Source organism: Mesorhizobium sp. WSM4989 (assembly GCF_029625795.1).
Classification (GTDB): Bacteria; Pseudomonadota; Alphaproteobacteria; order Rhizobiales; family Rhizobiaceae; genus Mesorhizobium.
Genome location: NZ_JARTVN010000002.1, coordinates 1,543,038 through 1,568,258 on the forward strand (window position 1 = coordinate 1,543,038; position 25,221 = coordinate 1,568,258).

Genomic DNA, 25,221 nt, shown 5'->3' on the forward strand with positions numbered 1-25,221 from the left:
GAATGACTATTTTTTCCACCAGACGCCGCCTTTTTTATATGTAAAGTTTCCATACGAGCGTATATAATCCTTACAGAGCGTAAGGAACGTCATGAAGCCGGCCATCTCCTATCTTCGCGTGTCGACCAACGGGCAGGGCAGGAGCGGCCTCGGACTGGAAGCACAGCGGCAGGCCATCGCCCGCTTTGCCGAGGCCGAAGGGTTCGATATCACCTCCGAGTTCGTCGAGATCGAGACCGGCAAGGGTGCCGACGCCCTGTCGCGTCGTCCGCAACTGGCCAAGGCACTTGCTGTCGCCAAGAAGGCGGGATGCTCAATCGTTGTTGCGAAGCTGGACCGGCTTTCCCGTGATGTCGCTTTCATTTCCGGTTTGATGGCGAGGCGCGTGCCGTTCATCGTCGCCGAGCTTGGGCCCAACGTCGATCCTTTTGTGCTGCATCTCTTTGCCGCCGTCGCCGAGCGCGAACGAGCTATGATTTCCGAGCGCACGCGCGCCGCACTCACCGCTGCCAAAGAGCGTGGCGTCAAACTTGGCGGCCCGAAGCTTGTCGAAGCTCAGCAACGATCAGTTGAGGTTCGAATGGCACAGGCTGACGCCTTCGCGGCCAACATCCTTCCGATCATCCGCGACATCCAAGCGAGCGGGGTCAAATCGCGGCGGCAGGTCGCGGTAGCACTCAATGCACGCGGCATCGCCTCGGCGCGTGGCGGGACCTGGACGGCAGTTCAGGTGACGGACATCATCAATCGCGGAGAGCGGTTGAAATTCAATCCTCCCGAGCCCGGCGCTGAGCCGCAGGATGAAACGAGCAAAGGTGGCGAGCCAGTGTCGCGTACACCGCTTGGGTCGCGTTGGTGATAAGGCGACAGCAGGAAGGAACGATAAACCGTGACACGAATAGTCTTTCAGCGGGGTGGCGACTGTCTGCAGGCGTTCAACAAGGATGCAATAATCGTGGCCGACATCCTCGGCCTGGTAGTGACGCGGGCACCAGAGGATGATGCCGATATGGTTCGGATACCCATCCGCGCACAAGCAGAGAGCTTCGCGGCTCTCGACGCTGCCGGCCATAAGCCGCACTTGATCGCGAAGCCCGAGGCGCTCGACGAGGTCTGGCGGCGCACGCACGGCGACTTTAAGGGCGCAGTTGACAGCCGGCGAAAGGTGATGGTGTTTCGTCACGATGGTCCGACGCTTGTTCCGCTCGATGATCTCACACCGGCGGAGATCGCACGGCTCTATCCTCGCAAGGAGCAATGAAGCGCCGCCAGGTGCCCAGCCCGCCGGGGTTTGCCGACGGCGGGGGGCGGGGGTCGATGTGGGGCCCCAAGCAAAGGCGATCATACGTTGAGTAGACCTGCCTTCACCTTACCTCCTCCAGTGCTTGGAGATGGCTCGCAGCAAGTCCGCTTCGCCTGTCGTTCCATCGTCGAAAACGCGGATGACTTCTGCAGCCAATTGCTCAGGCCCGCCCGATTTCTTGCCGAGATGTGGCCATTTAACCGCGACCGCGCTTCGAAGAGCCGCGCTCAAAGGCAACCACCTGCCAATCCTCGGAAGGATGCGCTTCAGGGTCCGTATCCGCGCTATGCGGTTCGCTCCAACGCGCAAGCCGCTTGAGCATCTCAAGCAGGTCATCGACGAATGTGAAGATGACAGGAATGACCATCAAGCTCAGAAACGTCGAAGTTATCACGCCGCCGATCACCAGGATCGCCATCGGCTGCCGAACGCTTGAATCGCCTCCCGTCAGGCTGAGAGCTACGGGCAGCATGCCCGACGCCATCGCCACCGTTGTCATTACGATGGGTCGTGCGCGCTTGTGGCAAGCATCTACGAGAGCGTCGAACCTGGACATGCCCTGGCGCCGCGACATGATCGCGTACTCGACCAGTAGGATGGAGTTCTTCGTCACAACGCCCATGAGCATGAGCAGCCCGATGACCACCGGCAGCGAGAAGGCGGTTCCGGTAATTACAAGCGGCAGCAGCGCACCACCGAGCGAAAGCGGCAGAGCCATAACGATGGTGAATGGCTGCAGGAAATCGTGGAAGAGCAGGACGAGGACGGCATAGATGCAGAAGACGCCGATTGCCATTGCAATCCCGAAGCTCTGGAACAGCTCCGAACTGCGTTGAAGCTCTCCCTGCTCCACGAGCGTCACACCCGGCGGCAGATGCTGCAGGGCCGGCAATGCCTTTGCCTCTTGGTAGACGTCGCCAAGGATCCGGCCGTTCAGTTCGACGGACAGAGTGATATTGCGCATTCGATCGATGCGGTTGATCTCGGAAGCGCTGCCGCCGATGCGGATGGTGGCGACGGAACCCAGATCGACGCTGCCGTTCGTTCCCACAACCCTCATGTTCTTGATGTCGTCGAGCCTTGCTCGTGTTTCCGGGTTGAATCGGACAACGATCGGGATCTGTCTTTGCGGCAGATTGAGCTTCGGCAGTGCCGAAGAGTATTCACCTCCTGTCGCCACTCGCACCGCCTCCGCGAGCGCGCTCGAGGTTATTCCAAGCGCGGCAGCGCGCGCGAAGTCGGGGGTGATCTGAAGTTCCGGAGCCTGCCTTGCAGCGGTCGAGGTCACCGCTCCGATGCCCTTGAGGGCGCGTAGTTGCTCTTCCAGTGCCGTGCCGGCTCCGTCGAGCGCGTCAGGGTCGTCGCTGGCCAGCGTGATATCGAGTTTCGTTCCATTGCCGCCGCCGCCGACTGCAACTCGGACGCCTGGTAAGGGTGACAGTGCCTCCCGGATGGTGTTCTCGATCTTTGACTGCTTGTAGTTGCGTTCTTCGATGGGCGTCAGCACGACCACAAGCGTGGCGGCTGCGAGATTGCTCGTGGTAGTGGTCTGGGGCCCTTCATTCGATGATGCAGAACCGACCGATGAATAGACATGCCTGACGTCGGGGAGCTTTCTGACGATGTCCGCGGCCTTCTTGGTTACGGCATTTGTCTGCTCGATTGTGGCGCCTGGCTGAAGGGTCAGCGTGACCTGCGTGCGTGCGTCGTCTGCGGCGGGCAGGAAGCCGGACTTCAGGAAGGGTATGGTGGAAAGTGAAAGTCCGACGGCGATAGCCGTCACAAGCATGGTCGTCTTCCTATGGCTCAGGCACGCCTTCACGATCCTCAGGTAGGCACGCATGACGCGACCGTCCTCGTCGTCACCCGGACGGGCCTTCATCAAATATGCGGCCATCATCGGCGTCAGGAGGCGGGCGACGACGAGCGAGGCGACCACCGCAACGGCCGCGGTGACACCGAACTGCCGAAATACAAGGCCCGGTATACCGCTCATGAAGGCTGTCGGCAGGAAGACCGCGACCAGCGTGAAAGTGGTGGCAATGACGGCGAGGCCGATCTCGTTGGCGGCTTCTAGCGCGGCATCGATCGGCCGCTTTCCCATCTTGAGGTGGCGGGCGATGTTCTCGATCTCGACGATGGCGTCGTCGACCAGGATGCCGACCACAAGCGACAGCGCAAGCAGCGTGAAGATATTCAGGCTGAAGCCGGCGAGATAGATGACGAGAAAGGTCGGTATGACCGACAACGGCAGTGCCACAGCCGATAGAAACGTCGCCCGCCAGTCGCGAAGGAACAGCCAGACGACGACGATCGCGAGGATCGCCCCCTCGAACAGCATGTGCATCGAACCGCTGTAGTTGTCGAGGATAGGCCCAACCGTGCTGTAGGCCTCCTCGATTTTCACGTTGGGATTTGCGGCTGCAAACCGCTCCATGGCTTTTTCGACTCCTGCAGCGACACCGGTGTCCGAGAACCCGTTTGAGCGCTTGATCTCGACTGCAGTCACGGGCTTACCATCGAGATAGGCCATGGAAGATCGGTCCGAGAAGCTGTCCGTGATGGACGCGACCTCATCGAGGCGAATCTGCTGCCCGTTCGTCAAAGGAATCCGCAAAGCTTTCAGATCGTCGATCGACGCCACGGCACCGAGCGTTCGCAAAGTCTGGCGGGTGCCACCTATCTCGCCCACCCCACCCGAGCTATCCGTCTGGACCGATTTCAGTTGCGCGGACACCGTAGCTGCCGTGACGCCGAGCTGTGCCATCATGGCAGGGTCGAGGTCGACGTGAACCTCGCGGTCGATTCCGCCCACACGGCTGACCTGCCCAACGCCCGGCACGGAGAGCAGGGCCTTGGTCATATCATTGTCAATAAACCAGGAGAGCTCGGCCTCGTTAAGATCGCCAGAGCGGATTGCGTAGGCTACCAGGGCGGAACTCTGCCTGGTGACCTTGGTGACGCTCGGCGTCTCCATCTGCGCCGGAAGATTGGCTCTGACGCTGTCGACGGCATTGCGGACCTCGTTCAAAGCCTCTTCGCTGTTCTTCTCCAGTTTGAAGGAGACGTTGATCGAGACCCGGCCATTTGTGACCGTCGTGGTGATGTGATCGAGATAACTCAGCGAGGCGAGGTTATCTTCAATGACCCGGGCAACTTCGGTTTCGAGCTGCGTGGGCGCCGCGCCATCGAGCGTGGCGGTGACACTGACGGTCGGAAGGTCCATATCAGGGAAATTCTGTACCGCGAGACCTTCGAAGGCCAACAGCCCACCTACGGTCAGCAAGACGAACAGCAATATCGCGGGAACGGGATTGCGAATTGACCATGCCGAGAAATTCATCAGCTTTCTCCGGCAACATTCACTAGCGCATTGTCGGACAGGAAAGCGCCTCCAGACGACACGACTCGCGACGATTGGTTTATCCCGGACGTGATCTCGACTTCGCCGTTGTTGCGGCGACCTGTCCCCACGCGGACGCGGCGCGCGCGCTTGGTGGCGTCGACCGTGAAGACGTAGTTGAGCCCGTCGCGGAAGACGATCGCCGTCTCGGGTACCGCGAGTGCGGGCGTGGTTTGGAGCTCGATGCTGCCAGTCACATAGAGCCCCACACGCGGGTGGACGTCAGATGGAAGTGCAACATAGACGATCGCTCGGCCGGTATTGGCGCTGACGGAGGGGGCGACAAGCCTCACCTTGCCCTGAACGGGACGGTCGGTCGGCCCGTCGATTTCGACGCGCAAACCTTCTGTGATACGCGGCAGGTAGCGCGCAGAGACTTCGGCCTGCCACTCGACACGTTGTTGCCGGATCATGCGAAACAGCTCGGTGCCAGAGGACACGACGGCGCCGAGTTCGGCCGATCGTGTGGTTATCAGGCCGTCGTCAACGGCTGGCACGACAGTCTGTGCAAGCTTGATCTTCTGGCTTTCGAGGCTTGCCTCCTCTGCTTCAAGGCTTGCCTTTGCCGTTTGCTCATCGGTGAGGCGGTCGGCGATGTTCTGATCAGAAAGAGCCCCGGAGGGACGAAGCCGCCGGGCTCGGTCGGCATCCGCGCTGGCCTTTGCCAGGTTCGCCTTGGCGGTTTCGACCGCAGCCTCCTGCTTGCGAAGGTCAGCCAGCACGCTGTCTTGGGAAAGGCGAACAAGCGGCTGCCCCTTTGACACAACGGATCCCACATCTGCCAGAATGTCGGTTATCCGGAGGCCGCTGGTCTCGGAGGCAATGATTGCCTCCTGCCATGGCTTCAGCCAGCCGCTGGCAGGGATCGTCTCCGGCCACACCCGCTGCACTGGCTCCACCAGTGAGACAGTGAGCGCGGGAGCTTCGGATTGCTGCGCTCTGGCGCTGCCAAAGGGCAGGAAAAGCGCCATCATGAACAGCGCGGTGGCAAAGCGGATGGAAAGCGATGTCATAAGTCCTCGAAGTCTAAGACGCTGGCGTTGACGGTCGCTATCGCCTGTTCGAGCGAATGGCTTGCGCTTGTTGCTGCATGTTCCGCCCGAAACACGCTCAAAAAAGAAGATCTGGCCGGTCCCCGGGGGGTAGGACCGGCCAGCGCAACTCAGTGCCGAGCAGCCTATTCAGCGACCTCTCGGACCAGTTGCATTCTGCGGCGCACGACCTCCGCCCCCGGAGGCGAGCACCGCCGGCACCAGGAAGTTGACAGCTCGGTGAGTCAGGACTGCCCCCCGCAGGGTTGGGCAACGGGGGCGGGTAGGGCGACTTACTCAACGATCCACACCTCATGGTTCGGTGTTTGGGGCGCCATCTTCCGGTTGCGTCGATTCGACGGACATGAGGTCGACGTTGCCCACCCCAACGAATAGCGGGACGAACGTTAAGTGAGGTCAAGTTAGTGTAAAGCTGGGTAAAATCCCTCCGGATGTCCGGTGATGCGCCCTATGGTGGCGGCATGAACAATGCATCCTCAAAAGCCGCCACTTTTTTCGATCCGAACAAGGGAGGTGTGCCCTGCTCTTGTGCAGGTTTCTCGGCTCTGCCTCGAGCTCAACCAAGACTGGTACGGAAGGTAATAACGTCGACACGGCGGCAAGTCTGAACGATCCGTACTTCCATCTCACTAGGGTATCGGGATGTCCTACGCCTACGACCTTGCATCTGGGTTGGTTCGCCGCATCTATGAAATGCGCATCAACGCCCCAGCAATCCTCGACGCCGCCACGGATTTCCCAAACGCAACGAAGTTCACCGCTGCTTGGCAAGTCATCCGCGATGAAGCGCTTTCCGTGAGGCTCAATAGGGTGCCTCGCTTCCACGACATCATGCCGGAACAAGCCGACATTTCGGCGAATGATGGCCTTGATTGGCGTATGTTCGTCCTCAAGGCCTACGACCTCCCGGTTCAGGATAACCTGGCTCGAATGCCGGTCCTCAGCCGACTGCTATCAGAATGCCCCGAAGTAAAATCGGCGGCCATCTCGTTTCTTGCGCCGCGCAAGCACATCCCAAGCCATCGCGGACCGTTCAGGGGCATCATGCGGTTTCATCTTGGCCTCTCCATTCCGGCGCAGCCGGACGGCCGTCCGGCTACCGTGATGATGATCAACCATCAGGAAAGAAGGATAGCTGACGGCGAGTGCATGCTGTGGGACGACACTTTTCCTCACGAAGTGACCAACCACTCTGACCAACCCCGTGTCGCCCTTCTTCTCGACGTCTGGCGTCCGAAAATGTCGCGGGACATGGAGATGCTGTCGAGGTTGATCGTGCGCGGTGTTCAAGTCGGAATGCGCCGCAGAGGGATCTCCTTCGGCGGCTAGAGCCTTCCTGTCGAGGCGCTCCGCCGAGATGATGGAGCAACGCGTTGGTCGCGCGGTTGCTGAACACATCGCCACAGTCTTCAACCCAATAACGCTCTGCCCCGCCGGTGACTGGGTTCGAGGTTGCTTCATCGGGACAAACCACTTCAAGGAGATAACAATGGCTCGAAAGAGAAAAGCCGACACATTCGTGTTGGGTGATCGACCTGTAAAGCGCATCGGTTACGGCACCTTACAACTAACCGGGCCACGCATGTCCGGTCCTCCGGCGGACCGCGAGGGCGCTTTGTCCGTTCTTCGCGCCGCGGCGGAAGCCGGCGTCGATCATTTCGACACTGCCGACTTTTACGGGCCACACGTCACCAACGAATTGTTGCGCGATGCGCTTGCTCCGTACCCGTCCCATCTCACCATCGTCACCAAGGTCGGTGTTCGACGCAATTCCGATGGCTCCTTCAACTTGGCTCAGGAGCCACAGACACTGGTCTCGGAGGTTCACGACAACCTTCGCTCGCTTGGCGTGAGCGTTCTGGACGTCGTCAATCTACGAGTAATCATCGGGAATGGGCAAAAGCCTGTCGAGGGCTCAATCAGAGAGCGCTTCGCGGCGCTCGCCGATCTCCAGCGGCAAGGCCTTATCCGACACCTTGGCTTAAGCAATGTTACGGCCGCTCAGGTCGCAGAAGCACAGCAAATTGCCCCGGTAGTATGCGTCCAAAACCACTACAACATCGTCCATCGCACGGATGACGCATTAATTGACAGCCTGGCGAAGCAAGGCATCGCATACGTGCCGTTCTTCCCGCTTGGTGGCTTTTCCCAGATACAGTCCAGCAAACTGTCGTCGATTGCTGCGGACTTAGGTTCAACCCCCCTGAAGGTCGCGCTTGGGTGGCTGCTCGCTCGGTCGCCTAACATTCTCCTGATCCCAGGCACCTCACGCTTAACCCACCTGCGCGACAATCTCGCCGCGGGTGATGTCGATCTTCCGGCCGAGATCATCTCGCAGCTGGATGGAATCGCACAGCAGTTATAGGGTTTACTCGTTCCGATCGTTGACCGAGCAGCTGGACATCTCGACAAGGCCACTAGGGCCGACTCTTCCGCCGCCTGGTTGGCGACACATCTACCTCATCGGTGGACGTGTTCGACCGATCACTGTGATCGCCAATCAGCGGAAAATCGGGGTGCTTTTCCATACCGTTCCGGCAACGCCTTCGGCGTAGCCGAGCTTGTAGACGGTTCGCATATAGTTGGTGTTGAACGGGTCAAGCATCGAATAGGGGACTTGGGCATCGATCGATGCGAGATGGAAACGTGCTCCGGTCAGCCTGGAATAGTTATAGAGGGCTGTCACGGCGCTCTGTGTCTGCGATTTGACGAAGATCGTGTACGCGCGCGCAATCACTGAGAGCGTCTCATCGGGCGTGGCGGCAAATTCCGGCATGAGCGCATTGTTGACAATGACGTAGAGATTGACGCTCTGGCGCCTGGTACCCAGGCGGACGGCGCGTGTCAGAAACGTCTGCGGAAAGGTTAGGACCTGCGATGCAGAACCCCCATCCGAATGCATCTCCTCGAAGTGCCGTCCTCCCGACTCGGCCTTGATCATAACCGCAGGGAAAACGCCTGGGATGCTCGCCGAGGCCACGACGACATCCTGAAACAGCTTCAGTGCGTCGGGGCGGCCACTGTTGGCAATTGCGCCGAGATTCCATACGACGGCACGTTGTGTATCGAGATTGGTGGTCAGAACCAGGAGTCGACGGCCTTTGCGATGCTCGGCAGCAACCTGCTGAAGGACCGCCGGCGTGATGAAGCGCTCGACCATCCGTCTCAAAGGATCGGCTCGCAGCAGGCTTGAGCTGAACAGCCCACCGAGCCGCTTGCTTCGGACAAGGTCTTCGGCCACGCCGCTCGTATAGAGATGCACCAGCGTGTCGTCATAAGCCGACCCCAGGAATGCGAAGGGGGCGATCAAGGCTCCTGTGCTTACGCCGGTGACGACGTCGAACTGCGGGCGGGTCTTCGCCGAACTCCACGCACAGAGCACGCCAACACTGTAAGCGCCGCCCGCCCCGCCGCCTGAAATCATAAGGACATCGAGGTCATTGTGATGAGCTGCCGGCGTCCAGTCGAGTGCATTGCGCGGAAATTCGTTCGGCCGGATGTCGAGGTAGGAACGGATCTCGCCATAGCCGGAGATCGAAGCCTTTTCAGCCTCTTGGGCGCTGCGGGCTCTGTGCAGCGTCTGGGTACACCCGGAAATGATCAAGGCTGCTGGCAGCAAAACCGCAAGTGTCTGCGTCAGCCTGTTCCTTGAGGGCGCGGCCGTTCGAGACGGCCTTTCACCAGTCAGCTTGCCAGCCGAGCGGAGACTTGGGTCCGCTTCGAGGGTGTCATTCGGTCCCAATGGGCGTCACCGAGAGGCGAGCGTGGTCCCCGAGGAAGCAACCCCGGGCTGGTCCCAACCGGTCAACCTCGGCAGCCAAACCGATGAGAAAGCCAGCAAGATCGATACGTGGATTAGCGCGATGACGAGGACGCTGCGCATAGCATGGCTTCCCAAGGTATTCCTCGGCGGGGCAGCTATCCCGGCCAAGGCTGACGGGGTCCATGAGTAGCCGGATGAACGTTAAGTGCTGTGAAGTTAGTGTTAAGCTGGGTAAAAACCTGCCGCCCGCCCGCGTTTGTGCCTTATGGGTGGCCGGCATGAATGACGGACGAAGGCAGATGAACAAGGTCCTCCTGATCGACGACGATGTCGAACTGACGACGCTGTTGCAGGAATACCTGACCGAGGAGGGATATGATGTCTCGACAGACACGGACAGTCGCGCAGCCATTGCCGCAGCCGCGCGCAACTCTGTGGATCTGATCGTGCTCGATATCATGATGCCTGGAATGAATGGGATCGAGGTTCTGCAAAGGATCAGGAAGCTGAGCCAGGTTCCGGTCCTGATGCTGACGGCGCGAGGTGACGACATCGACCGAATATCCGGCCTTAACCTCGGCGCCGATGACTACGTTACGAAACCCTGCTCGCCGGGAGAACTCGCGGCCAGGGTGCGCGCAATCCTTCGTCGTGCCAGCCAACTCGCGGTCGGGGCGTCAACCGACGCGCTCCGGGCAGGGCGGCTGGTGATCCACCCAGGCAACAGAACCGCGGAATGGAACGGCCAGCCCTTGGAGCTTACCGGCACGGAGTTCAGCCTACTCGAGGTTCTCGCGCGAAATGCCGGGCAACTGGTGCCGAAGCAGGACATCTCGAAGCGGGCTTTTGGGAAGCCGCTGACCCCGTTCGATCGCCGCATCGACGTCCATATCAGCAGTGTTCGTCAGAAACTCGGTCTCAGGGATGACGGCCAGTCCTGGATACGGTCTGTCCGCGGCCAAGGCTATCAATTGCTTTTGGACTAAGATGCCCAGGCTGTTTTGGAAGTTCTTCGCAATAACATGGCTAACGCTTGCCGCCTCCGTTGCGGCCTTGGTCATGATGCTTAATTTTTTCCAGACGCTGCCTTATGCCCCGAAATTGGAACGTCAGAAGCGGGAAATCGTCCTTGATCTGACTAAAAACCAGCTTGCCCAGAATGGTGAAGATGCCGCTCAGCGATTTGTTCGCACGAGCGAAAGCACGTTGCCCCTCGGCCTCACAATCTCGAAGATCGCGCAGGCCGACGCTTGTTCCGATAGGAACGTCAGCGATGCAAGAAGCGTCCTGAAGGATGGGATTTGCTACCGCATCTCAATAGCACAGCAATCCAGCTCCCTTTTCGATAGGTTTGCTCCTCTTTTACTGGGGGCCGCTATTTTGATCTCGAGCGCGCTGTCGGCGGCTGCGCTCGCGCGATACCTCATCCGTCCTGTCGCAAACCTCCGAGAAGGCTTGAGCGCGCTCGCACATGGGCGTTTCGATGTGCGTATCGGGAACAAGATGAAGGTTTGGCGAAAGGACGAGGTAAGCGCACTTGCGCACGACTTCGATGCCACCGCCGGGCGGTTGCAGGAGCTGCAGGACGCTCAACAGAGACTCTTCCATGATGTGTCGCATGAACTGCGCTCGCCACTGTCGCGACTGCAAGCCGTCGTGGGCGTCCTCAGGCAGAGCCCCGCCAAACTCAATGCCATGCTGGAGCGCATCGACAGGGAAGTCGAACGGCTCGATTCACTGGTGGGCGAAGTCCTGACTCTTGCCAGACTGACTGTTAGATCCAGCCTTCCATTGAAAACGCAGACGCTCGACATCATCGAACTTCTGAATGAAATCCTTGCCGACGCGGCGTTCGAAGCCCAGGCGCGCGAGGTAGCGATCACTGCCAATGTCGATGGCACCTTCCTAGCGGATGTCGAAGGTGAGCTGATCTACCGAGCGCTGGAGAACGTCATCCGCAACGCAGTCAAGTACACTGCCGTGCGGTCTCGGATATCGGTGGTTTGCGAAACGGCTGGAGACGTGCTCAAGGTTTGCGTGGTGGATCAGGGGCCGGGCGTCAGGCGAGAAGAACTGGAGCGAATCTTCCAGCCATTCTCCCGCGGAGAGGATGCGGTGCCGAGAGGCGGATATGGCCTGGGCCTTGCGATCGCAAGACAGGCCGTCGAACGACATGGCGGGCAGGTGGTCGCCTCGCTGCCACAGGCTGGCGGTTTGGCTATCATGCTCGCCATCCCTCGGCGCCCGACGGCGTATGGCCCGTCCGATGATCGAGCCTGACTGGAAGTTTTACCCAACTTTACACTGCCTTTACCGCCATTAACGCTGACGTCGCTAAGTCTGAACCCGTGATCGCGGTTCAGAGAGTTGGCAATGATCTTGAGATTTGAGCGACGTGCAACGGTCCGGCGAACGGCACTCTGCGGGCCCTTGCTCGCATTGCTCTCCGCTTGCGCAAATGTGCCTTTGCAGCAGGGCACATCCCTTAGTTCCTACGCCGGAATGACCCCGTCAGGCGGCATGCTCACCAAAGCTGAAATACGCCTGGATCCTGCGCCGGTTCTCACGGCACAGACGGTGAGCATCGTGCCGACGTCGGCGAAGATTGCAAGCGGTACCTTCGAGCCCAAAGACCTGGCGCTTGTCACCAACACCATCGATCGTGCCCTCTGCACGGATCTTAGTGATCGGTTCCTGGTTGTGGCTCCGAACCAGCCGGCAGATCTCGTTGTCCACGCCACGGTCACCAACATTGTCGCGACGAACCGGACGGCAGCTGCAGCCTCGACCGTCGCTTCGCTAGGCGCCACGGTGGCGCTTCCGGTCCCGATCCCGAGACTTCCGATCGGCCTTGGTGGCTTGGCCATCGAAGCAGAGGCGGTCGGCAGGGACGGATCGCAAAAGGCAGCCATGGTCTGGTCGCGCGGCGCCAACATGATCACGACAGGCGCTCGCGTTTCCTCGGTGGGGGACGCGTATTCGCTCTCTTCGGCTTTCTCGGATGACTTCAGCAAGATGCTGGTCAAGGGCAAGGACCCGTTCAAGGGAATGCCGGCGATCCCGTCGATGCAAAGGATCAGGGTCTCGCTTGGCGGCAAACCGAAATACGACGCTTGCAACGCATTTGGCCGAGCCCCTGGCATCCCTGGCGCCGTCGCCGGTCAGCTTGGCCTGCCGCCGGCCTGGACGGACAAGGGCGCCGCGGCCCCTCACTGACAATAGAAAACACCACTTTGGGGAGCGCTCCAACAAGGCCCTCCTTCCGCAAGCCTCGAAAGAAAGGACATCGCATGAAGATCCAGCTAACGCTAGCAACTGCAGCCGTGGCAATTTTTGCTTCAATACCCACCTCGTTCGCTGCGGGGGGGCAGGATTATCTGCCGCCACAAAAGGCGGTCGCCATCTTAGCCGATGGCGCCCCTTGGTCGGCAAGTGCGCCGAATGGCCGGAGCTTCAAGCTCACTCTGAACAAGGACGGCACTGGAAGCATACGCGGGCCTTTGCTGTTTACGCTGTCCGTCAACTGGGCGATCAAAGGCGACGCCGTATGCCTTAAAAACACAATGATTTCAAAGTGCCTCCAGTTTCGCGAGATACCTGGCGGGCTTCAAGGCTGGAATGGGGGCAAGCCTGACCTGAAGGTCACCCGGTAATTGCTTGTGATCCGGCTCGAACGAGCCCTGCATGAAGTCAGAGCTGAGCCCGCGCCGGCGAGCGGCTCAAGCGCGCTGGCGCGGCGGCTGGTCTAACAGAACCCGCGCGGCAGGACGGAAGTATCGATCATGGAAAAAGCGCAACGTGTTGTTGTCATGACCGGGGCCACAAGCGGCTTTGGCGTGTACGCCCTTCGGCACATCGCCGCACAGCCCAACACGCGGGTAATCATCGGCGCTCGCGGAAGCGGCCGAACCGCGCCGCCGGGGGTCGAGATCCTGCCGCTCGATCTCGCCTCGCTCGCCAGCGTACGGGACTTCATCGACGCGGTTAAGCGGCGGCTTGGTGACGTCCGCATCAACATTCTGATCCTCAACGCCGGCCTTCATGGTTCTGCCGCCGAGGAGCGGAGCGCCGACGGCTACGGTTTGACCTTCGCGGTGAACCACCTTGCCCACTACCTGTTAGCACGGCTCCTGCTGCCGCAATTGGCCAACGACGGCCGACTCGTGATCACCTCGAGCAATATGCATGATCCGCCGATCAAGCGGATCGCGCCCAAGAAGCTCGACTTGGAGGAGTGGGCACATCCAACCCCAAACGGCTCTGGTGCAGGCATTCGCTCCTATACGGCGTCGAAACTGTGCAACCTCATGACCGCGCTGTCCTTCACCCGACTGGATGAGGTGAAGTCACGCCAGATCAGTGTGATCGCCTTCAATCCAGGTCTTACCGGTGGTGTTTCGGGCCGTGACGCCTCTGTTTTACAAAGGGCACTTGTCACGGTTCTGACTCGTACGATCTTTCCGCTGGTCGGCCTGTTTCGTCCCGAGTTCGTCATGAACAGACCGGAGCATTCGGGAAAAATGCTGGCCGATGTGGCTCTGGGAAAAATCGCTCCACCTCCCGGCAGGGCCTATGTCTCACTGGTCAAGGGCGAACCGACATTCCCGGACCCTTCTGAACTCGCGCGGGACCGAGAAGCGCAAGATCGGCTGTGGCGCGAAAGCGCGGTGATGGTCGGCTTCAAGTAGCACTCGGGGAGCCGAGGCAGCGAGTTTCCCAACTCAAGAGATCTCGATGAAGATAGCAGTAATAGGCGCGACGCGTGGAATAGGATTGGCTCTGGCGCAGGCGGCGCTCGCGGACGACCATGAGGTCACGGTACTCGCCCGCGTACCAGCCCGCGTGCCGATTAGCCAACTACGCTTGCAGGTTATTGCAGGCGATGCCCAGGATCCCGAGGCGATCGAGAAGTTGGTCGAGGGGCAAGATGTCGTCTGCGACTGCCTGGGGACAACCAATGTGTTTCGAACCATAACCATGTTCTCCCGCTGCGCAGAAAACCTCTCGAAAGCACTCAAGCCTGAACAACTGCTTATCGCAGTGACGGGGATGGGGACCGGCGACAGCAGAGGACATGGAAGTTTCTTGTACGACCATCTGTTTCTGCCAGTCGTCCTGCGCAGGATGTATGCGGACAAGGAGCGCCAGGAACGCATCATCATGCGCAATGTTTCCTGCTGGATCATCGTGCGCCCCGGCTTCTTGAACAATGGACCTCGCACGGGGCGGTATCGGGTTCTTACCGATCTAAGGGGCATCCACGGCGGCCGGATCTCGCGCGCCGACGTTGCCGATTTCATGCTCTCGCAAGCCAAGGCGCCCCGCCTGATCGGCCAGGCGCCATTGCTGATCTATTGAGCGAAAGGAAGGTTGTGATCATGTCGGACGACAACATCAACGCCCATTGGACGTCGACTAAGTTCAGCGACAGCCTGTTGATAGACGCACTGCTGAAGCACCTCCTCGGCCTGATGCGACACGGCATGTCAGACCTCGGTGAGGTCTATGAGGTCATAGGTCAGCTGAAGTCGAACGACGAGGAATGCTGGATCAATGCTTGGAGCGCCGTAGCCCAGCGCCTTCAAAGCCGGGCCGAAAAGGCCGATCGGGCTGGCAAGCTGATTACGGCCAGTTCCGCATATTTGCGCGCAGCCACATACTGGCGCGCGTCCTTGATGTACTTCAGCTATCCCGATGACACACGTTTGCGCGATTACGCGCGCGCCAGTTCAAAGTGTTACGAGCGCTACCTTCAGCTGTCAGGATATCCCGGAGCATATGTTGAGATACCTTACGAGAACACATTTCTCCGGGGGCATTTCTACAGGTCTCCTGTGGCCGCGAAAAAGGCGCCATTGCTGATCCTCACACCAGGCCGCGATACCTGGGCCGAAGACACGTGCTGGGTCTACGACGCTGCCATTCGCAGGGGCATCCACTGCCTGGTTTATGACGGTCCCGGCCAGGGGTTCGCATTGCGGCTCAACAATCTGACATTTCGACCCGACTGGGAGAACGTCGTAGGGCCGGTGATAGACTTCGCGCTGGAAATTCCAGGGATCGATGCCTCGCGGGTCGGCCTGATGGGGCTGAGTTTCGGCGCGTTTCTTTCCACGCGCGCCGCGGCTTTTGAGAAACGCCTGAAAGTCTGCATCGCCGATCCGGGCTCCATTAGCTGGGGCGAGTCGATCATCAATCATTTCCCGCCACCCGTCCGTCCAAAGCTTATCGAAGAAGGCCCGGACTTCATTCTGCAGGCATCTGCTGGGACCGCTGAGGGCGATTCACTTAGCTGGCTCGTCAGGGACTACGCGTGGAAGCACGGGGTTCGGCAGCAGGAAGTGTTCAAGACCCTTCTGGCCTATGACAACACGCCCGTCATCGACCAGATCGAATGCGAAATGCTTGTCACCGACGGAACCGAAGAGATGGCGCGGGGGCAGGCGCAACGGCTGTTTGATGCCCTGAAGTGTCCGAAGCACTACCTGCTGTTCGATGAGACCAGTACGGCGCAGGCTCACTGCCAGATAGGAGCCTACGCGACGGCGACCGAACATCTGTTCGCCTGGATCGACGAAAGGCTTTGAGCGGGGCATGAAAATGGATAGCGAAAAGTTGAATAACCCGCAGCGCCCTTCGCTACAGGAGATCCAGCGCTATGTCGAAGCGTGGGGCGCTGAGCCCCTCGCTGTTCATGAAGTGCGGGACAACGTCTACTGGGTAGAGGGAGCCGGCGGAAATTCCGGCATCGTGGTCGGCCAGGATGGCGTCATCGTAATCGACGCCAAGGTCAGCGCTGGCGCAGGGAAAAGACTTCTGGATGAAATTGCTCGCATTACGGCGAAGCCCGTAACTCACGTCATCCTCACGCATGGCGATGGCGATCACGTCATGGGCCTCGCCAGTTTTCCTGCCGAACTGACCATCATCGCCCATCACAACTGCAAGAGGGATATGCAGGCTGCCAACGCCGCGGGGCTCATGGGAACTATCCCCGATGCAGCCTTGCCGAACCAAACATTCGAGACCAAGGAATATGCCACCCTCGACGGCGTGCGCTTCGAACTCCTCCATTTTGGTCCTTCGCACACCAGCGGGGATGTCATCGTATACCTGCCCGATCACAAGTTGATTTTCGCCGGCGACATTCTCGCCTGGGGCGGCAGCCCAACTCCCACCGTGCATGAAGAGAAGGGCGGGTCGGCGGCCGGCTGGCTGGCGACTGTGCAAGAGATGCTCAAACTCGACGCTGACTCCTTCGTAACTGGGCACGGAGACGTGCAGTCGAAACCGGAGGTGCAGCAGAAGCTGGAGCAGTTCCAGACCCAGTATGATGAGATCAAGGCCATGGTCGCGGCGGGGGAATCGATAGACGAAGTGGAGAAGGCAATGGCGGTGGACCCCCCTGCGCCGCAAGCGCGAGGTCTTCGGTTGCCGAGTTTCGCTTCAGTCGCTTATCACCAGCTCTCGAAGGAATAGAAGCGCGGATTACGCCAGCATGGTGTTCATTCACCGTCGCGTACTTAAGGCAGAGCGCAAGATTTACCCAACTTTACACTGCCTTTACCGCCATTAACGCTGAGGTCGCTAAGGCTGAGCCTATGATGTCCGCTCAGCAGTTTCCGCAATGTTCGGCGACTTAAAGGCCCGCACCGGCAGACCTCTCGGTGGCCCTGCTGTCTTCGGCAGGCGCAGCGATTGTGACCATCGTCGAAAGCTCGGCGACGCCGCGGGCGGCCGGATCGCCAATGACGGAGCGAATTTCTCTTCGGGCACCTTGGCCAAATGCCGGCTTTGAAGGGGATGCGCTATGGATCTTGTTGGAACTTTTGTCCCGTGGATCGTGACGTTCGGCCTGGTTGCGGTAGTAACGGCGACGTTCGTTGAACGCCTGATCCCGATGCTGCCGTCCTACGTGCTGCTCGTCGTGATTGGGATAGCATCGGCTGAGGGATATTTCTCTCTGCCGGCGGCAATCGCTCTGAGTACGGTTGGAAGCGTCCTTGGTTGCATGGCAGTTTATGCAATCGGTACGGTCACCGGCGAAAGCCGTTTCCGCAATTTCCTCGAACGACTGGCAAGGCTAGTCGGCATACAACCGGTCAGGTTCAACCTATGGCTTGAACGGCTCCGGGCCAACGAATATTCGGCCGTCGCGAGCGCGCAGATCGTTCCCGGCATCCGCGTGGTCGCGCCTGGCATTTCTGGCCTGCTACGAGCAAACTTTGGCGGCTTTGTCGCTGCTACGACCATCGGCGTGGCTCTGTGGGATACCATTTTCATCGTGGTGGGCTACGTGGCCAAATTTGCCGCGGACGATACCAATGCGTCGGTTCTGGCGCTCGAGACCGTAATCGTTCTCTTAGTCGCCGAGGCATTGTTCTTCAGCTTCTGGAGCGCGAGAGCCAAGCGCCAAGCATCAGGTCGAGCGGTCAATGACCGTGAGCGCCATGGGGCAAAAGACTTGCTGCTGTTTCTTCGCGCCTGGGCCGCCCATCCGCTGCGCATTGCCGCCGTCTCTCCGTCAAGCAGTTCGCTTGCAGACCTGATAACGAGCGAGATCACCAGCTCCTCGTCGCCCGTAATCGAGCTCGGACCCGGAACCGGCGTTTTCACCCGAGCCCTCGTCGCGCGCGGAGTGCCGGAGGATAGGCTGGTCCTCGTCGAGGCTGAAGCCGGGTTCTCGCAATTGCTCGCCCGGCGCTTTCCGAGCGCTCACGTTCTGTCGATCGATGCCGCGCATTTCGGCCGCGCCAGGATACCGGGATCGGATCAAGCCGGCGCGGCTATCAGCGGTCTGCCGCTGCTCTCGATGCCGCCCAGGAAGGTCATAGCAATTCTCGACGGCACATTCGGTCGACTGCGGCCCCACGCCGCTCTTTACCAGTTCACCTACGGGCTGCGCTGCCCGATCCCGCGCTGGATACTCGACCGGCTGGGACTTAAAGCGGTGCGGATCGGCGGCACGATGGCGAATGTGCCGCCCGCCTCTGTCTATCGCATAACGCGCCGACGGGCGCGGCGTGAATCCGGTGCTGATCGCGTCCGCGCAGTTGTCGATTTCGAGAATGAATGCAAGCTCAGCAAACGGCCGGTCGAGACAACTCCACTGTCGGGTACCCGCGTCAGAATGAAGCTACATTCATGACGAGCCGCTTACCAGGACGTTTATCCGCCGGAGAGTTCGCTTTTCAAACCGGCAAACGCCTCATCCAAATAATGGAGAAGCGGTTTTCGGCCTTGCTCTTCCACCCAGTTGTCGATCGCCAGGCGCAATGCTCCGACCGAGACCATTGCCACAATTCGCAAAGCCTTCCGTCGTTTGGCTTGCGGCCAGAGTTCGCAAAGAGCCTCGAACCCGGCCTGCTCCATCTGGAGATATTTGGCCTGGTTGCTCGCGCGAAACTGTTCGCTCGAGCGAAGGATTTTATCGATAGCGGCCGCTTGGCCGGCGTCGTAGTTCGCCACTAGCTTTCGATGAGCGTTTTGAACGACTTCAAGCGGAGACTGAGCCGTCGATTCTGCAAGAACGGCGGCATGAAAGGCCTCTGGCAGACCCTTTTGCCAAGCCGCCAGAATCTCTTCCTTCGACTTGAAATAATAAAAGAACGTCCGCGGCGAGATGCCGGCTGCTTCGGCGATAGCATCGAGCGTCGTCGCCTCATATCCGTTCGCAACGAACAGCCCGAGCGCGGAATCGGTGATGCGCCGAAGCGTTTCGCGACGCTTTTTCTCCCGCCAGCCTTCCTGATTTTGATTCTGATCCATACCCGAAATCATATCAGAAATCGCATCTCTTGTAAAATCGCAATTTCTGTAAAATCACACACATTGTAAAATCGCACGTAATGTAATATCTAAGGCTGCATCCAGACCAATGCAGGAAAGTGAGATGAAACGGGTTCAGTATGACCGCTATGGCGGTCCGGAAAAAATGTACTTCGGAGAATACGCCTTGCCCCAGCTCGGCGACGACGAGGTGCGCGTCGCCGTGAAGGCCGCCGCGATCAATCCCTTCGACTGGAAGCTCCGTCAGGGAGCAATGAAACTGTTCACCGGCAGGCGGTTTCCAAAGGCCATGGGCACGGACTTCGCCGGGATCGTGGAGTCGATCGGCAGCAAGGTAAGAAACGTGCGGGTTGGTGACGAAGTGTTCGGCACCGTGGACTTCAGAAAGTCAGGCGCCTTCGCCGAAGCGGTAGTCGTTGAGAGCCATCATGTGGCGAAGAAGCCATCGCAGCTATCATTCGGCAAGGCAGCGTCTCTTCCGATCGCCGCGATGACGGCGTGGGTGGCCATCCTCGACAGAGCGCAGGTCCGATCCGGATCCCGGGTCTTCATTAATGGCTGCAGCGGCGCCGTGGGCGCCTTTGCCGCGCAGTTGGCAATCGCCCAGGGAGCTCACGTTTCGGGCACCTGCGGACCTGGCTCGAGGTACAGCGCAAGCGCTGCCGGCGTCCATCCGATATTCGGCTACTCCGACAGGCAAGCATACACGCAAGGCGGAAAATACGACGCCGTCTTTGACAGCCTTGGAACGCTTGGCGTTGGCGAGGGCCTTTCGATGCTCACAAAGAAGGGCGTGTTTGTCGACATCAATCCCACCCCGGGAAGATTCCTTCGCGGGATGCTGTCCCGACGCTACAAGCTGGCGTTCGCCACCATGGGCATAAAACATCTTACGGGAATTGCAGAACTCGCGGCCAACGGGACGCTGCGACCCACAATCGGCCTTGAAGCCCCGTTTAGCGAAGCCCTGTCAGTTATCGCGGATGCCGAGAACGGCCGGCGTCACGCGGGCAAGATGGTGCTGGCGTTTTGAAGGGGCCAAACCGAGCGCGCCGGAGCGGCAGAGGCTGACAGTCTCTAAAAGAGACGGCGCCCTCATCTGTCTGGAAAACCCGCCGATTCAAGGAGACGATTTCGCATGGAAAGAGGAACGCAGGACAAGTGCCGCCAGCCCCCGGGCATCATACGCCCGGTGGTGAATCCTGCCCGCTGCGAGGGAAAAGCCGCGTGCGTGGAAGTGTGCCCGGTGGACGTGTTCGAGATCGTGCGCATTCCGGACGACACCTACAAAGGCTTACCGCGTCTCGCCAAGTTCAAGGTCTGGGCGCACGGCATGAAGACAGCAGCAACGCCCAACGCCGCCGCTTGCGAGAGCTGCGGGCTGTGCGTCTCAGCGTGCCCCGAGCACGCTATTCGGTTGCAACGCTTCGTTGCCTGAAACGCGCGCGACGGCGCTCTGCGGGCGCCGAACAGGCCAACAGCTAGGCAATTGCGCCTGCATCCCTGTCCAGGCGAGTACGGCCACAAAAATGGAGAAGATGATGATGGACATCACAAAGAGCGGCACCTTCGCGCTGGGCGACAGGTCTGTAGCGCGCGTCGGTTATGGCGCTATGCAACTCGCGGGAAGGGGCGCGTTCGGCCCACCCAAGGACCGCGAGCAAGCCCTTGAGGTGCTCCGCGAAGCCGTGGCTGCGGGCGTCAATCATATCGACACGAGCGACTTCTATGGTCCTCACACGACCAATCAATTGATCCGGGAAGCGCTCTACCCTTACCCGGATGAACTGGTTATCGTAACAAAGGTTGGCGCTTTCCGCGGCGAAGATGGTTCGTGGCTGCCCGCACAGGCTCCCGCCGAGCTGGTTCGCGGTGTGCACGACAACCTTCGCAACCTCGGCGTCGACGTGCTCGAGGTCGTCAACCTCCGCGTCATCGAAGGCAACGGGATGGCGCCGGCTGAGGGTTCGATCGAGGAGCGCTTCTCCGCACTTGCCGAACTCCAAAGGCAAGGCCTTATCCGCCATCTGGGCCTTAGCAACGCGACCGCAACGCAAGTTGAGGAAGCACAGACTATCGCCCGCGTGGTCTGCGTCCAAAATCACTACAACCTGGTGCATCGGGCCGATGATGCTTTGATCAACACACTGGCCGAACAGGGCATCGCCTATGTTCCTTTCTTTCCGCTAGGTGGCTTCAACCGTCTGCAGTCGGAGGTGCTTGAAGCCGAGGCGGGGCGGCAGGGCGTCTCGCCAATGCAGATCGCGCTGGCATGGCTTCTCGCCCGTTCGCCGAACATCCTGCTCATACCGGGCACGTCCAGCACAGCGCACTTGCAAGAGAACCTGGGTGTTTCCGAGCTCTCACTGTCGCAGGACCTTCTGGCGCGGATCGGCCGTGCGGTTCAGCAGGAGGGGAGGTAGCCCAGGTTTCTCGCGCTTCCACTGCCAGTGCGGTAAACTGGTTGTCAAAGGGCCTAACCCGCGGTCTCTCTCGCCATAGATCTCAAACTACTGCCGCAGTAGCATCTACTCCGACACACGCGACCTCGATAGCACCACTGCTGTTGTCGGTGATGGTGTCGGCCGCGGCGGCGAGTATTGAGATCAACTCCTCAAATCCGTGCCGTTCATTGGTTTGCGGGTCGATCCAAATGCGCGATGTATGATTGGTGATGATCAGGATTCCATGACGACGAGTTGCCGGCTTGAGGTAGTCCTCAGCGAGTTGAATGCGCAAGGCATGATCAAGCTGGCGCAACGTCCACCCCATACCACCGTGCTTTACCTCAATGGCGACCTCGCATTGGGCCGATGTAGAGGCAAGGACGATGTCTGGCCGATCACCAAGGGCAACTTCGGCTTCTCGATAGGCATGAAACCGCCCCCTAGCGAACGCACACAGCCCCGGTCAAGACCGGTGTCGACCTGATGCGGGTCGGCCTATCAGTTCTCAATGAGATTCGCTTCCAGCTAAAAAAGGGAGACGTTAGCTCGCGGCCTCTGCTGGAGCGGGCAAAGGACGGCCAATCGGGCTGCTCTCGCGCCGCAATCCCGATACCAGCAAAGGCCAGAATTTGCGTCCATTGACGTGTCAGGGCGCCTCCTGACTTCCGCTGGGGGCGCTTCGGCTCTACGAACCGCCAGAGCGCCATCATTCCATCGCGATAGGCTTCTCCGACCTGGCGGTCGAAGCCTTCTTCTAAAAGGCGCCATTGGCAAGGCGCGGCATGATCGGCGAGGCCGGTCTTGCGTTGCAGCCAATGGGTGAGGTGCTTGAGACGATGTATTCCAGCTTGCCACGACGCTAGATTTGCTGGCGCACAGAGTTCGCTCGGGTTTGCACGCAAAGCGTCCCTAAATCGAATCCAGGAAGCCTTGGCCTCTTCCTGCTGTTGGTTCTGCTTGTCTTCGTAGGCTTTGTGCTCCGCGCGGTAACGGCGGTCTGTCTCGCTCTCCACTGGGGGCGCAAAATAGGCGGCGAGATCCTCAGCGAGGGCAGGCGCTGTCGCTGCGATCGCCTGAAGGCGTTCTCGCTCTGTTTCTTTCTCCCCAGTTTGAAGCAGCGACATGAGAAGGCTCAGCGCAACGCGCCGGTCATCAAGTTCGGGTAACGTCAGAGCGTCATCAAACAGCCATTCGCGATCTCGCTCCGATACTCCCCATAATTTATTGTCTGATCCGAAATAGACGTGCCAGTGCCGTGTAACTGGGCGCTCGGATTGAACGGAGCGGACTTCTGCAACATCGGCCCATAACAAGGCTCGATTGAGCTTCCAATTTGCTTGTACTAGCTGCCAAACGGGTAGCTCCTCCTTTTCGACGGAATAGCTCCGATCGGCTCGTTCAATCGCCATAAGCAATCTGACGAGGGCAGCACGAGGGGCTTCATCACCAAGCATTCCGATTTCGGCTGCGGCGATCGGCCGAAGATGATCGGCAAGATATCCATATTTCGCCGATACGCGATGATACGTTTCCACCAGCGGCGGCATCAGACAAAGGTCGCCGACTGCCTTTACAATTTGGGCTCTGTCGTGCGGCGTTCCGGCCAATCGATAAATCTCAACGATCGTGTAAGCGAACCCTTCGGTCGATCTAGGACGTGGCGGTTTTGCTTCCACGAGGAGCCGCAACAGATCGTCAGTACTGAGAAAGTCCGGGTACAGCGCCTGAGCGAGTCCAGCCGCCATATATGCGCTGAGCCTGCCGGGATCGGCCATAGCGTCACGCGCGACCTGTCGACACCCGACAAAGTCACCGCAGGCTTTCATCGCTTCAACGGCAACGATACGGCGATAGTCTCTTGATCCCTTGCTCTTCGAGGCTTCGCGCAACAGGCCTTCACACCCCGGGATCGGCCCATCTTTTATCAAGCGCAGCAGCAGAAATCGAAAATCGTCGTAGCTATTTGCCTGCCAAGCTCTGGCAATCTCAGCAGACAAAAGGGGATCGGCGAACATGGCAAAGTTGCGAGAGTCCAAACTGGTGTCGGGAATCTCGCCTTCCGCGTGCAACTTGGCCACCGCTGACAAGATTCGAGCGCGGGAACCAATGGCAAGCGAGCGAGGATCGCCGTGTTGCATCAGAATGATCGGTTCACGGCGGATGACCTCATCGCAAATGTCTGTATGCCACATCGCGAGCCAGGCGGCTGCTGGCCGCAACGAGGGTACAACTGTGGCCACGCCATAACGCTCTGCAAAAATCAAGCCCCAGACTTCAGCGCGCGGGCAACCTTCCCGGAGTAGGCGGTCTAGCCATCGAGCGGTGAGATACTCCTGGGTTGCCCGATGGTGAAATCGCACTCTGCCGAAGGTTGAAGGCGCAAAAATCCCGCGCCGCAGTAACGCATTGCATTGTGCGCCGCTCCATTCATCGAGCACGGAGGCGGGGTCAACAGCGCCGGCTGCTAGACTTGGATCGCTCTCCCCGCCAGGCGCGCGCAAGGTGAACGATTTGCCGAGGGTAAGGGCCGCAGCCAGACTCTCTGCGCCCTTTCGAGCCATGGCTGGAGTCAGTACATCATTGTCAGTTCGGTGAGGGTCGCGCTCTGCCAACTTCCTTTCGATTCCATAGTCAACCATTGCCGCTAGGCTGCCGAACGCCTTGTGTGTATTCCAGTACGCCGCGAGATCGAGCACGTCGCCTGGACGCTGCCGGAAAGCTTCCAGTCCAGCCTTTACAATCGCGGCGGCAAATGTTCCGGAATCGGCAACGCCTGCCTCAGATGCAAGGGCAGTCGACTGCTTTGCATCAAGAGGCACGATCTGCACGACAAGCAGCTCATGTGTTGCGGTTTCAGGAGTCTGCGATTGTTGGGATGATCTGCGTTCTTCGAAAAGTGGCTCGAGAAGTTTGGTTTGATCAACTTTGTCAGTCGCAGGCTCAGCCTTCTTGTGGGCTGGCAGCCACTCCCGGATCGCGCGGCGGTCGTCATCGTTATGCCAATCGGTAACCCGACACGAAATAAAGATGTTGGCGCGTTCCAGAGCTGGACCGCTTTCTCGGGCAAGCCGCTTGAGGGCACCTTCGAAACTCTTCCGATTGAGCCGAGCCTCGTCAACTGAATCGAGAAAGAACCAGCCTTCGGCAGAGCCCGTCCGCCAGCCCTCATATTTTCGCGCTTCGCCTTGGCCAAGGGCAGCTTCGAAGCCCTGGTCGGCAAGCTCCTCGATGCGCAGGTAGAACGAGGGCTTATTCTGGGCGGATAGCTTGCGTGCTTGGTTGCGAAACTCCTCCGATTTGCCGCTGGCAGCTTCTGCAAGGATAACTACGCGGTGCCGTTGCAGCAGCCCCGACCAGTCCAACCAACCCGATAACCGTGCGCCCCAGTAGGTCCCAAAATCGGGATTGAGCTCCTGGTTCTTGCTAATCGGTGCAAACCAACGGTGCAGTTCAACAAAATCCAT

Annotated in this window: 22 protein-coding genes and 1 pseudogene; 17 read left to right on the forward strand and 6 right to left on the reverse strand. The window is 59.5% G+C overall.

Features of this window, described 5'->3' with window-relative positions; genetic code table 11:
* The first annotated feature begins 91 nt into the window (after window positions 1-91).
* Both P9217_RS20200 and P9217_RS20205 read left to right on the forward strand, forming a co-directional pair.
* Window positions 92-859 carry a recombinase family protein gene (locus tag P9217_RS20200; protein WP_278088213.1) on the forward strand — a complete coding sequence of 256 codons (768 nt, stop codon included), beginning with the start codon at window positions 92-94 and terminating at the stop codon, window positions 857-859.
* A 96-nt stretch (window positions 860-955) separates the two neighbouring features.
* Window positions 956-1,261, forward strand: coding sequence for a hypothetical protein (locus P9217_RS20205; RefSeq protein WP_278088212.1), 306 nt, complete (start codon window positions 956-958; stop codon window positions 1,259-1,261).
* Window positions 1,262-1,499: 238 nt separating this feature from the next.
* On the opposite strand, the gene P9217_RS20210 is transcribed toward P9217_RS20205, so the two are convergent.
* Together P9217_RS20210 and P9217_RS20215 are read right to left on the reverse strand one after the other, a co-directional pair.
* Window positions 1,500-4,646 carry an efflux RND transporter permease subunit gene (locus P9217_RS20210; protein ID WP_278088211.1) on the reverse strand — a complete coding sequence of 1,049 codons (3,147 nt, stop codon included), beginning with the start codon at window positions 4,644-4,646 and terminating at the stop codon, window positions 1,500-1,502.
* Entirely contained in the window at window positions 4,646-5,680 is a 1,035-nt protein-coding gene (locus tag P9217_RS20215) for an efflux RND transporter periplasmic adaptor subunit (protein ID WP_278088318.1), read from the reverse strand. Before P9217_RS20215 ends, P9217_RS20210 begins: the two co-directional genes overlap by 1 nt.
* A gap of 720 nt (window positions 5,681-6,400) precedes the next feature.
* On the opposite strand from P9217_RS20215, the gene P9217_RS20220 reads away from it, so the two are divergent.
* Both P9217_RS20220 and P9217_RS20225 read left to right on the forward strand, forming a co-directional pair.
* On the forward strand, window positions 6,401-7,087 hold the full coding sequence (locus P9217_RS20220) for an aspartyl/asparaginyl beta-hydroxylase domain-containing protein (RefSeq protein WP_278088306.1): 687 nt from the start codon (window positions 6,401-6,403) through the stop codon (window positions 7,085-7,087).
* Between the two features lie 160 nt (window positions 7,088-7,247).
* A complete protein-coding gene (locus tag P9217_RS20225; protein ID WP_278088209.1) occupies window positions 7,248-8,123 on the forward strand; it encodes an oxidoreductase in 876 nt (291 codons plus the stop codon).
* 135 nt (window positions 8,124-8,258) lie between these two features.
* Here P9217_RS20225 and P9217_RS20230 read toward each other — a convergent pair whose 3' ends face one another.
* A complete protein-coding gene (locus P9217_RS20230; RefSeq protein WP_278088226.1) occupies window positions 8,259-9,398 on the reverse strand; it encodes a patatin-like phospholipase family protein in 1,140 nt (379 codons plus the stop codon).
* A 422-nt stretch (window positions 9,399-9,820) separates the two neighbouring features.
* On the opposite strand from P9217_RS20230, the gene P9217_RS20235 reads away from it, so the two are divergent.
* The 10 genes and pseudogenes from P9217_RS20235 to P9217_RS20280 all read left to right on the forward strand — a co-directional run bounded on the left by P9217_RS20235 (window position 9,821) and on the right by P9217_RS20280 (window position 18,669).
* Window positions 9,821-10,507 carry a response regulator transcription factor gene (locus P9217_RS20235; protein WP_278088208.1) on the forward strand — a complete coding sequence of 229 codons (687 nt, stop codon included), beginning with the start codon at window positions 9,821-9,823 and terminating at the stop codon, window positions 10,505-10,507.
* Window position 10,508: 1 nt separating this feature from the next.
* Window positions 10,509-11,801, forward strand: a complete 1,293-nt coding sequence (locus tag P9217_RS20240) for an ATP-binding protein (protein ID WP_278088207.1) — start codon at window positions 10,509-10,511, stop codon at window positions 11,799-11,801.
* Between the two features lie 93 nt (window positions 11,802-11,894).
* Window positions 11,895-12,737 carry a DUF3313 domain-containing protein gene (locus tag P9217_RS20245; RefSeq protein WP_278088206.1) on the forward strand — a complete coding sequence of 281 codons (843 nt, stop codon included), beginning with the start codon at window positions 11,895-11,897 and terminating at the stop codon, window positions 12,735-12,737.
* 74 nt (window positions 12,738-12,811) lie between these two features.
* The gene (locus P9217_RS20250) at window positions 12,812-13,174 is read left to right on the forward strand and encodes a hypothetical protein (protein ID WP_278088205.1); all 363 of its coding nucleotides are present in this window, start codon (window positions 12,812-12,814) and stop codon (window positions 13,172-13,174) included.
* A 129-nt stretch (window positions 13,175-13,303) separates the two neighbouring features.
* Window positions 13,304-14,209, forward strand: a complete 906-nt coding sequence (locus tag P9217_RS20255) for an SDR family NAD(P)-dependent oxidoreductase (RefSeq protein WP_278088204.1) — start codon at window positions 13,304-13,306, stop codon at window positions 14,207-14,209.
* Between the two features lie 46 nt (window positions 14,210-14,255).
* Complete coding sequence (locus tag P9217_RS20260; RefSeq protein WP_278088203.1) at window positions 14,256-14,879, forward strand: SDR family oxidoreductase; 624 nt, start codon at window positions 14,256-14,258, stop codon at window positions 14,877-14,879.
* Window positions 14,880-14,899: 20 nt separating this feature from the next.
* On the forward strand, window positions 14,900-16,108 hold the full coding sequence (locus tag P9217_RS20265; protein ID WP_278088202.1) for an alpha/beta hydrolase family protein: 1,209 nt from the start codon (window positions 14,900-14,902) through the stop codon (window positions 16,106-16,108).
* 7 nt (window positions 16,109-16,115) lie between these two features.
* The gene (locus tag P9217_RS20270; protein WP_278088201.1) at window positions 16,116-17,000 is read left to right on the forward strand and encodes an MBL fold metallo-hydrolase; all 885 of its coding nucleotides are present in this window, start codon (window positions 16,116-16,118) and stop codon (window positions 16,998-17,000) included.
* A 421-nt stretch (window positions 17,001-17,421) separates the two neighbouring features.
* Window positions 17,422-17,805: pseudogene (locus P9217_RS20275) on the forward strand (VTT domain-containing protein); the annotation flags it as partial.
* Window positions 17,806-17,985: 180 nt separating this feature from the next.
* Window positions 17,986-18,669 carry an SAM-dependent methyltransferase gene (locus P9217_RS20280; protein WP_278088225.1) on the forward strand — a complete coding sequence of 228 codons (684 nt, stop codon included), beginning with the start codon at window positions 17,986-17,988 and terminating at the stop codon, window positions 18,667-18,669.
* Between the two features lie 20 nt (window positions 18,670-18,689).
* Here the strand turns inward: P9217_RS20280 and P9217_RS20285 are convergent, their stop codons facing one another.
* Window positions 18,690-19,289, reverse strand: a complete 600-nt coding sequence (locus P9217_RS20285) for a TetR/AcrR family transcriptional regulator (RefSeq protein ID WP_278088200.1) — start codon at window positions 19,287-19,289, stop codon at window positions 18,690-18,692.
* A 124-nt stretch (window positions 19,290-19,413) separates the two neighbouring features.
* Between P9217_RS20285 and P9217_RS20290 the strand changes: the two genes are divergently transcribed.
* The 3 genes from P9217_RS20290 to P9217_RS20300 all read left to right on the forward strand — a co-directional run bounded on the left by P9217_RS20290 (window position 19,414) and on the right by P9217_RS20300 (window position 21,733).
* Window positions 19,414-20,343: an NAD(P)-dependent alcohol dehydrogenase gene (locus tag P9217_RS20290; RefSeq protein ID WP_278088199.1), complete on the forward strand. Its 930-nt coding sequence runs from the start codon at window positions 19,414-19,416 to the stop codon at window positions 20,341-20,343.
* A gap of 105 nt (window positions 20,344-20,448) precedes the next feature.
* Window positions 20,449-20,748 (forward strand): 4Fe-4S binding protein, encoded by a 300-nt coding sequence (locus P9217_RS20295; protein WP_278088198.1) that lies wholly within the window; start codon window positions 20,449-20,451, stop codon window positions 20,746-20,748.
* Window positions 20,749-20,851: 103 nt separating this feature from the next.
* Window positions 20,852-21,733, forward strand: a complete 882-nt coding sequence (locus P9217_RS20300; protein ID WP_278088197.1) for an aldo/keto reductase family oxidoreductase — start codon at window positions 20,852-20,854, stop codon at window positions 21,731-21,733.
* An 82-nt stretch (window positions 21,734-21,815) separates the two neighbouring features.
* Here the strand turns inward: P9217_RS20300 and P9217_RS20305 are convergent, their stop codons facing one another.
* Together P9217_RS20305 and P9217_RS20310 are read right to left on the reverse strand one after the other, a co-directional pair.
* Window positions 21,816-22,070, reverse strand: coding sequence for a hypothetical protein (locus P9217_RS20305; protein ID WP_278088196.1), 255 nt, complete (start codon window positions 22,068-22,070; stop codon window positions 21,816-21,818).
* 127 nt (window positions 22,071-22,197) lie between these two features.
* A complete protein-coding gene (locus P9217_RS20310; RefSeq protein WP_278088195.1) occupies window positions 22,198-25,221 on the reverse strand; it encodes a hypothetical protein in 3,024 nt (1,007 codons plus the stop codon).